At 70.2% G+C, this 8,193-nt stretch carries 7 protein-coding genes; 6 read left to right on the forward strand and 1 reads right to left on the reverse strand.

The features are described 5' to 3' along the window. The first annotated feature begins 61 nt into the window (after positions 1-61). The 5 genes from IE247_RS18510 (at position 62) to IE247_RS18530 (ending at position 5,810) form a co-directional block, all read left to right on the forward strand. Entirely contained in the window at positions 62-1,159 is a 1,098-nt protein-coding gene (locus IE247_RS18510; protein ID WP_190124265.1) for an acyl-CoA synthetase family protein, read from the forward strand. Further along, the gene (locus IE247_RS18515) at positions 1,159-2,568 is read left to right on the forward strand and encodes an aldehyde dehydrogenase family protein (protein ID WP_190124266.1); all 1,410 of its coding nucleotides are present in this window, start codon (positions 1,159-1,161) and stop codon (positions 2,566-2,568) included. The genes IE247_RS18510 and IE247_RS18515 overlap by 1 nt, the downstream gene beginning before the upstream one ends. 48 nt (positions 2,569-2,616) lie before the next feature. Beyond that, on the forward strand, positions 2,617-3,579 hold the full coding sequence (locus tag IE247_RS18520; protein WP_190124267.1) for an oxidoreductase: 963 nt from the start codon (positions 2,617-2,619) through the stop codon (positions 3,577-3,579). After that, positions 3,576-4,076, forward strand: a complete 501-nt coding sequence (locus IE247_RS18525) for a cupin domain-containing protein (RefSeq protein WP_190124268.1) — start codon at positions 3,576-3,578, stop codon at positions 4,074-4,076. The genes IE247_RS18520 and IE247_RS18525 overlap by 4 nt, the downstream gene beginning before the upstream one ends. A 63-nt stretch (positions 4,077-4,139) precedes the next feature. After that, positions 4,140-5,810 carry an FAD-binding oxidoreductase gene (locus IE247_RS18530; protein ID WP_190124269.1) on the forward strand — a complete coding sequence of 557 codons (1,671 nt, stop codon included), beginning with the start codon at positions 4,140-4,142 and terminating at the stop codon, positions 5,808-5,810. A 117-nt stretch (positions 5,811-5,927) separates the two neighbouring features. Here the strand turns inward: IE247_RS18530 and IE247_RS18535 are convergent, their stop codons facing one another. Further along, positions 5,928-6,251 (reverse strand): ArsR/SmtB family transcription factor, encoded by a 324-nt coding sequence (locus IE247_RS18535; protein WP_190124270.1) that lies wholly within the window; start codon positions 6,249-6,251, stop codon positions 5,928-5,930. A 260-nt stretch (positions 6,252-6,511) separates the two neighbouring features. Here IE247_RS18535 and IE247_RS18540 point away from each other — a divergent pair, with 260 nt between their 5' ends. Continuing rightward, positions 6,512-8,050: an FAD-dependent monooxygenase gene (locus tag IE247_RS18540; protein WP_229869205.1), complete on the forward strand. Its 1,539-nt coding sequence runs from the start codon at positions 6,512-6,514 to the stop codon at positions 8,048-8,050. The last annotated feature ends 143 nt before the right edge of the window (positions 8,051-8,193 follow it).

Below are 8,193 nucleotides of genomic sequence, written 5' to 3' on the forward strand. Positions count from 1 at the left end.
GCCGACTGAACCCGGGGCCGCGACAGGCCCCCGCCGGACCTGGCCGAAAGGAAGCTCTCCAATGTCTGCTGCAGATCCCCTTCTCGAATTGCCCTACGGCACCACACCCGACCCCGAGGAATTCCTCCGCGCCGCGATCCGCTGGCACTTCTCGAAAGAGACCGGCGCGCCGTTCTGGCTCGACCGCCTCGGCCGGCTGGACTTCGACCCCATCGAGGACGTCCGCTCCTTCGACGATCTGAAGCTCTTCCCGAACTTCGCCAACGAGCTGCGGGACGTGCGCGCCGAGGACCTGATCCCGCGTGGCTACGGCGATCGCCCCAGCATCGTCGGCGTCTTCGACAGCGGCGGCACCACCGGCGCGCCCAAGCGCGTCATCATGCTCCAGGAGTGGCTGGACATGCTGCTGGCCCACAGCAACGCCCAGTTGGACGCGCACGGCGTGCCACGCGATGTGAACTGGCTGCTGGCGATTCCGTCCGGGCCTCACATGGTCGGCGCCTCCTTCCAGCAGCTTGTGGCCCAGCGCGGCGGCCTGTCGTTCTCCGTCGACGTGGACCCGCGATGGGTGAAGAAGATCATCGCGCGGGGCGATCAGGCCGAGTCCGACCTGTACACCGAGCACCTCATCGACCAGCTCCAGCACCCGCTGCGCTCCCAGGACATCGGTGTGCTGATGCTGACGCCGCCCGTGCTGGAGCGGCTGTGCCGCCGTGACGAACTCGTCGACCTCGTCCGCGAGAAGGTCAAGGCCATCATGTGGGTGGGCACTCAGCTCGACCCCGACACACGGAATCTGTACCGCACCGAGCTGTTCCCGGACGCCGTGCTGTGCAGCGGCTTCGGCAACACCATGACGCTCGGTCATGTCACCGAGCGCCCCGGCCTGACCGACGACGATCCCTGCGTCTACGACCCGTTCTCGCCGTACATGACCTACAACGTGGTCGACCTGGAGAAGCGCCGGCCGGTCGAGTACGGCGAGCGCGGTCGCGTCGTGATGCACTACGTCGGCAAGAGCCTGTTCCTGCCCAACAACGTGGAGCGGGACGTCGCCACCCGTATCCGTCCCCTGCCGGGCGATGTCGGCGACGCGGTCGCGGACATCGCCCCGGTGCGGGAGTTCGACGACGAGAAGGTCATCGAGGGGGTCTACTGATGCCCGCCTCCGAGCCGTACGCGCTGGACGCGCTGGGCCCCCAGGGCCCGTACCGCGCGCGCAACCGCGAGACCGTCACCGACACCGCCGGCACGGAAGTCGCCCGACTCAGCCTGGTGCCGAGGCTCTTCGTCAGCCGGGCCCTCGCCGCCCTGCACAAGGCGAAGCCGCTGCCGAGGGAGCGCCGTCTGGCCGCCCTCGCCCGCGCGGCCCGGATCTTCCGCGAGGAGGAGGTGCACGGGCTGACGTACGACGCGTACGAGCGCACCGTCGCCCGGGTCTCCGGAATCCCGCTGCCCGCCGTGCGCTCCGCCGCCGACGAGATCGCCGACTCGGCGCGCCGCGCCCTGGCCGGGGCGTATGGTGCGCTGCCCGGCGGGGCCGTGCTGGACTGGCAGGATGCCCGCACCCGCACCGGCAGCGCGGTGTGGACGCGGCGCGGCGAGGTGCTCGCCGTCAACGCGGCGGGCAACCACCCGGCCCCGCACGCGCTGTGGCTGGAGGCCCTCGCGCTGGGCTTCCGCGTGGCGATCCGGCCCTCCCGCCGGGAGCCGTTCACCCCGCACCGGCTGGTCGCCGCGTTGCGCGCGGCCGGGTTCGGCGACGACCATGTGGTGCTGCTGCCCACCGACCACGCGGTGGCCGGCGAGCTGCTCACCGGCGCGGACCTGGCGCTGGTGTACGGCGGCGACGATGTCGTCCGCAAGTACGCCGGCGACCCCAATGTGCTGGTACAGGGGCCCGGTCGGGCGAAGATCCTGGTCACGGCCGGTTCGGACTGGCGGGCGCGGCTGAACACGATGGTGGACTCCATCGCGCACCACGGCGGCATGAAGTGCGTCAACGCGAGTGCGGTCTTCGTCGAGGGCGATCCGGCGCCGGTGGCCCGTGCGCTGGCCGAGCGTCTCGGCGCACTGCCCAGCCTGCCGGCCGAGGACGAGAAGGCGGGGCTGCCCGTACAGACGCTCGACCGGGCGCGCGCCCTGGAGCGGCATCTGCTGGAGCGCGCCAAGGGGACCGTCGCACACCTGGGCGGCATGGGCGTCGTGGACGAACTCGCCGGCGGCGGCGCGGTACTGCGTCCCGCGGTGTTCGAGGCGCCCGACCTCAAGGGCGGCTGGCACACCGCCGAACTGCCCTTCCCCTGTGTATGGGTGGTGCCTTGGAGCCGCGCCGACGGCGCCGCCGTCCTCGGCGACTCGCTCGTGGTCGGTGTGCTGACCGACGAGGAGGGCTCGCCGTCGGACGGAGAGCCGGTCGACGGGCTGATCGATGAGCTGGTCGCCGACCGGACCATCGCCAATGTGTACGTCGGCGACCACGCCACCCACTGGATGGACCGCGGTGTGCCGCACGACGGCTATCTCGGCGAATTCCTGATGCGAAGCAAGACCGTCATCCGCGGCTGAGGCGCTGTCCCGCCCAGGCCGACAACAGAACGTCCAAAGGAGCAGATCATGTCCATCAGCGAAGCGAACGCCGGTACCGAGCCCGCGGCGGCGGCGGGGGAGTTCGCCCTGGCGGGGGAACTCGCCATCCGCAGGATGGGTTTCGGGGCCATGCAGCTTCCCGGCCCCGGGGTCTGGGGTCCGCCGAAGGACCGGGCCCGCGCGGTGGCGGTGATCCGGCGCGCGGTCGAACTGGGCGTCAACCACATCGACACCAGCGACTACTACGGCCCGTACGTCGCGAACGAGCTCATCCGCGAAGCCCTCCACCCCTACGACGACGACCTGGTCATCGTGACGAAGGTGGGCGCCTTCCGCACCCCGGACAAGGCCTGGCCCTCGGCCCTGAAGCCGGAGCAGCTGCGCCGGGCCGTGTACGACAACCTCCGCGGCCTGGGCCGCGACCAGCTCGACGTGGTGAATCTGCGGATCGTGGAGGAGGCCGGCGGTCTCAGCCCCGAGGACTCCATCGCCGAACCGTTCGGGGTGCTCGCCGAACTGCGCGAGCAGGGCCTCATCCGGCACCTCGGAGTCAGCAACGTCACCGCCCGGCAGCTCGCCGAGGCCCGGGAGATCGCCCCGGTCGTCTCCGTGCAGAACGAGTACAACGTCGTGCGCCGCCTCCACGAGGACATCGTGCGGACCTGCGCCGAAGCAGGCATCGCCTTCATGCCGTTCTTCCCGCTGGGCACGTTCACCCTCCAGCACAAGAAGGACACGACGACGGACACGAAGGTGCCCCAGCACGTGCCGCTGGACGCCCAGGTGATCCACGCCGTGGCGGAGCGGCTGGAGGCCACTCCCTACCAGGTGGCCCTCGCCTGGCTGCTTCAGCACTCCCCGAACATCTGCTGCATTCCCGGTACCTCCAGCCCGGACCACCTGGAGGAGAACATCGCGGCGGCCGAACTGCGGCTGTCGGAGACCGATGTCAAGGAGCTCGACGCGCTGTACGGAGGCGAGAACCGATGAGCATGGAGTATTTCGCCGGCCAGAACAAGAACGAGGTCGTCATCGTCCCCCCCGGGGAAGGGCCCAGCCGATGGGCTTTCGGCGACCGGTACACCGTGAAGTCCGGCGAACACAACACCGGAAAGTCGCTTTTCATCATCGAGGCGCTTGTTCCGGAGGGCGGCGGCCCGCCGCTGCACGTTCACCACTGGGAGGAAGAGGCCTTCTACGTCCTGGAAGGAACGGTTGAGTTCCGGGACAAGAACGGCAAGCACGAGGCTCCGGCCGGAAGCTTCATCTTCGTTCCGAGGGGCACGGAGCACGCCTTCAAGAACGTCTCACCGGAGCCCGCGAAGATGCTCTTCATGACGGTTCCCGGCGGGAAGGAGAGGTTCTTCCTGAACGTGGGTGTCCCGGCGGACGACGACACGCCGCCGCCCTCGGAGGAACAGCGCCTCAAGGATGTGGCCTACGGCTATGAGGTAGGCCCTGAATTCGGCGACGAATACCTGGAGTAGTCCGGGTGCCGGAATGGTGCACAGATGCGCACGGTCGATCCCACCCCTGATTCGGGAGTTCGCATGTCACGCAATGGAAAGCAGCCCACCCGCCGTTCCATCCTCGCCGCCACGGGCGGAGTGGCCGGCGCATCCGCACTCGGCCTGGCCCAGCCGGCGATGGCCGCGTCCACCAGGACGCTGGACACGGCGCCCTTCGCCGCCACCACGATCCAGCCCGGGGACCCACGCTTCGCGGACCTCACGGTCGGTCTGAACCAGCGCTGGACGTCCTCGCCGGACCGCGTCCACCTGGTGTCCACCACCCAGCAGGTCGTCAACGCCGTTCAGCAGGCCGTGACGGCGAACAAGCGGGTGTCGGTCCGCAGCGGCGGCCACTGCTACGAGGAGTTCGTCTACAACTCCTCCGTCAAGGTGATCGTCGACATGTCGGAGATGGACCGTGTGTACTTCGACACGGCCAAGAACGCGTTCGCGGTCGAGCCGGGCGCCAATCTCGGCGATGTCTACGACCGTCTGTTCAGAGGCTGGGGAGTGACCATCCCCGGCGGCATGTGCTACTCGGTGGGCGCGGGCGGGCACGTGGCCGGAGCCGGCTGGGGGCTGCTGTGCCGCCGTGACGGTCTGATCGTGGACCATCTGTACGCGGTCGAGGTCGTGACGGTGGACAGCCTGGGGATCGCCAAGGCGGTCGTCGCCACCCGCGACGACACCGGCCCCCTTCGCGACCTGTGGTGGGCGCACACGGGCGGTGGCGGCGGAACCTTCGGAATCGTCACCCGGTACTGGTTCCGCTCCCCGAACGCCACGGGGAACAACCCCGCCGCGCTTCTGCCGAAGCCGCCGGCCGAGGTCCTCATCAGCGCCCTCTTCTGGTCGTGGGCGAATCTGACGCAGGCGGACTTCGCCAAGCTGGTGAACAACTTCACCAACTGGCACGAGGCCCACTCCGCGCCGGGGGACACACCGGGCCTGAACTCCTTCCTCATCCTCAACCACAAATCCGCCGGGCAGATCGGGCTGCTGACACACCTCACCGGAGACACCCCGAACGCGGACACCGTGCTCCAGAACTTCCTCGACTACATAACCCAGGGGGTGTCCCTGCCCCCTCTGCAGCCCTCGGCCAATTCGAGCGCCCACGGGCCGCTCGCGAACTTCTTCGTGCCCCGGCGCTGGAGCTGGCTGAAGGCCACGCACTACCTGGGCACGGACAACCAGGTGATGACCAACCCCACGCTGCGCGGCGACCACAAGTCCGCCTTCCACCGGAAGGGTTACACCGCCGCCCAGATAACCACTCTCTACAACCACCTGCGGTCCACGCAGTTGGACAACCCCCTGTCGCAGGTCGTGATCAGCTCCTACGGGGCGCAGGTCAACGCGGTGGCGGCCGGGGCGACCGCGTCGCCGCACCGTGACTCCGTGTTCAAGGTGCTGTACCAGGCCAACTGGACCGAGGCGGAGGACGACGCGGCCAACCTGGCCTGGCTGCGCGGCCTTTACCGGGAGGTGTACGCCTCCAAGGGCGGTGTGCCGGTCTCGGACCAGCAGACTTCGGGCACCTTTGTGAACTACTGCGACATCGATCTCAGCGACCCGCTGTACAACACCTCCGGGGCGCCCTGGCACGACCTCTACTGGGGCGGTAACTACCCCCGCCTCCAGCAGGCCAAGGCGCACTGGGACCCGACCAACTTCTTCCGGCACGGCCAGTCGGTCCGTCTGCCCTGACACATCCGCGGCACCGCGGACGCCCCGGGTTCGGCCGAGCCCGGGGCGTCCTCGGTTCGACTCTCAGGCTTCGGCCCGCCGAGGCCTGCCCGCAGGGTTCCGCCCGCCGAGGCCGGCTCACAGCGGCGCCGGGACACGAGCGGCCCGCAGCAGGGCCGGTAGAAGTCCGGGAAAGCGCTGCTCCAGATCGTCGCTGCGCAGCGTCAGGGTGTATTCGCGCCCCACGGCCTCCTGCCAGATCAGTCCTCCCTCGCGCAGCACCCGCCAGTGATGGGTCAGCGTGGACTTGGGGACGCCCGCGAGCAGGCTTCCGCACGAAGCCGGGCCGGACTCGGCGAGCGTGCGCACGACCTTCAGGCGCATCGGATTGCTCAAGGCCGTGAACACGTCTTCGAGTCGGATCTCATCGGTCTTCGGATGACGGAGTGTCGTAGTAGCCACAGTACGAAGATACGCGGACAGTGCTGTCGATGGCGAGTCCGGGCGGGGCCGCCGGGTGGCTCGCCCTTGCGTCCCTGGTCTACGATGGTACTAGTATTGACGTAGCAAAGAGGTTCTCGCGGGGCGCGCCCGACTCGCCCGCGGGTCCGCAGCCGTCCGGGTGCGGTACCACCCCCAGCCGGCGCCCGGCGATCAGAGGTGGGTGCGGGCACGCCATTCGCCCGCACCCACCCGCTCAGGCACGAAGGTGAGGAAGCACAGTGAAGCAAGGCTCAGACGGTTCCGCCGTCTCCGCGGACGAGCCGGTCACCAGTGACGTGGTGATCGTGGGCGGCGGTCCCGTCGGGATGCTGCTCGCCCATGAGCTGGCACTGCAGGGCGTCCGGCCCCTGGTGGTGGAGCGGCTTCCGCAGCCCTCCGGGGTGTCGAAGGCCGGTACGCTGCACGCCCGTACCGTGGAGACCCTGCACCGGCGGGGATTACGCGAGGCCGTGCAGCCGCGGCCGGCGAGCGGTGGCCGCACCAGTGTCCCCTTTCATTTCGCGGGGATGTTCGACATCGACCTCGCCGATGTGAGCGCGGAGGGCCCCGTCATCGTCGGCAGCCCCCAGGCGTACGCCGAGCATGTCTTCGCCGAGCGGGCCACCGGACTGGGCGCGAGAATCGTGCGGGGCCAGGAGTGCACCGGCGTCCACGACGAGGGCGACCGTGTCCGCGTGGATCTCCAGGGCGCGGACGGAACCCGGAGCCAGGTCACCGCACGGTGGGTGGTCGGCTGCGACGGGGTGCGCAGCGCGGTCCGCCGCTCCGCCGGAATCCCCTTCACCGGTACACCCGCCACCGTGGCGGCGCTGATGGGGGAGGTGCGCCTGCTCGATCCCTGGTCCGCCCCCGCGGGCTGGCAGCGCACGCCGCGCGGCTGGACCCTGATCTGGCTGAACCCGAGCGGACACAGCCGGGTGTGCACATACGACTTCCAGGGCCCCGCGCCGGACCGTCAGGCGCCTGTGACCTTCGAGGAGTTGCAGGAGAGCATGGACCGCATCGCGGGCCGCCCGGTGCCGATGGCGGACGCCCACGATCTCACGCGGTTCAGCGATGCCGCCCTCCAGGCCGAGAGCTACCGCAGCGGTCGCGTGCTGCTCGCCGGGGACGCCGCTCACGCGCACTTCCCGATGGGCGGGCAGGGGCTGAACACGGGCCTGCAGGACGCCGTCAACCTGGGCTGGAAGCTGGCGGCCGAGGTCAAGGGATGGGCGCCGGCCGGTCTGCTCGACACCTACCACACCGAGCGGCACCCCGTGGCCGCGCGCGTCCTGTACAACGTGCGGGCCCAGGTGGCGCTCATGCACCCGGGGGTGCTCACGGACTCGTTGCGCGAGTTGTTCCGCGAAACGATGCATCTGCCGCAGGTGAATGATTTCCTCACCGGAATGATCAGCGGAACCGACATCCGCTACGACGTGAATGCGCCCGGCGACCCCCTCGCCGGCACCTTCGCCCCGGACATCCGGCTGAAGACCGCTCAGGGGTCGGTGAGTCTCGCCTCCCTGCTGTGGAAGGGGCGCCCGCTGCTGATCCACACGGCTCAGGCCGCCGACCAGGCCGCCCTGGCCGCGCCCTGGGCCGACCGGCTGACCGTGGTCGAGGTGGTACCGGAATCCGCCTCCGCGATGTCGGCCCCGGCGGTCCTGATCCGCCCCGACGGCTATGTGCTCTGGAGCGCGCAGGGGCGGGGAGCAAGGGCTCCGGGCGGCCTGGCCGAGGTGGCCACCGCGTGGCTCGGCGCGCCGGCCTAGGGAGTGTTCTCGCACTGGCGTCGCCCCCCCCCCCCCCCCCGGGGGGGGGGGCGGCCGGGCGGGCCCGCCGGGGCCCGGGGGGGGGGGGGGGGGCGGGGGGGGGCCGGCGGGCGGGGCCCCCCCCCTTTTGGGCCCCGCTCCCC

The organism is Streptomyces inusitatus, assembly GCF_014651115.1.
Classification (GTDB): Bacteria; Actinomycetota; Actinomycetes; order Streptomycetales; family Streptomycetaceae; genus Streptomyces; species Streptomyces amakusaensis.

Coding starts and splice junctions, on each gene's coding strand:
- IE247_RS18525 (WP_190124268.1), top strand. CDS start 3,576: ATGAGCATGGAGTATTTCGCCGGCCAGAACAAGAACGAGGTCGTCATC.
- IE247_RS18520 (WP_190124267.1), top strand. CDS start 2,617: ATGTCCATCAGCGAAGCGAACGCCGGTACCGAGCCCGCGGCGGCGGCG.
- IE247_RS18530 (WP_190124269.1), top strand. CDS start 4,140: ATGTCACGCAATGGAAAGCAGCCCACCCGCCGTTCCATCCTCGCCGCC.
- IE247_RS18510 (WP_190124265.1), top strand. CDS start 62: ATGTCTGCTGCAGATCCCCTTCTCGAATTGCCCTACGGCACCACACCC.
- IE247_RS18515 (WP_190124266.1), top strand. CDS start 1,159: ATGCCCGCCTCCGAGCCGTACGCGCTGGACGCGCTGGGCCCCCAGGGC.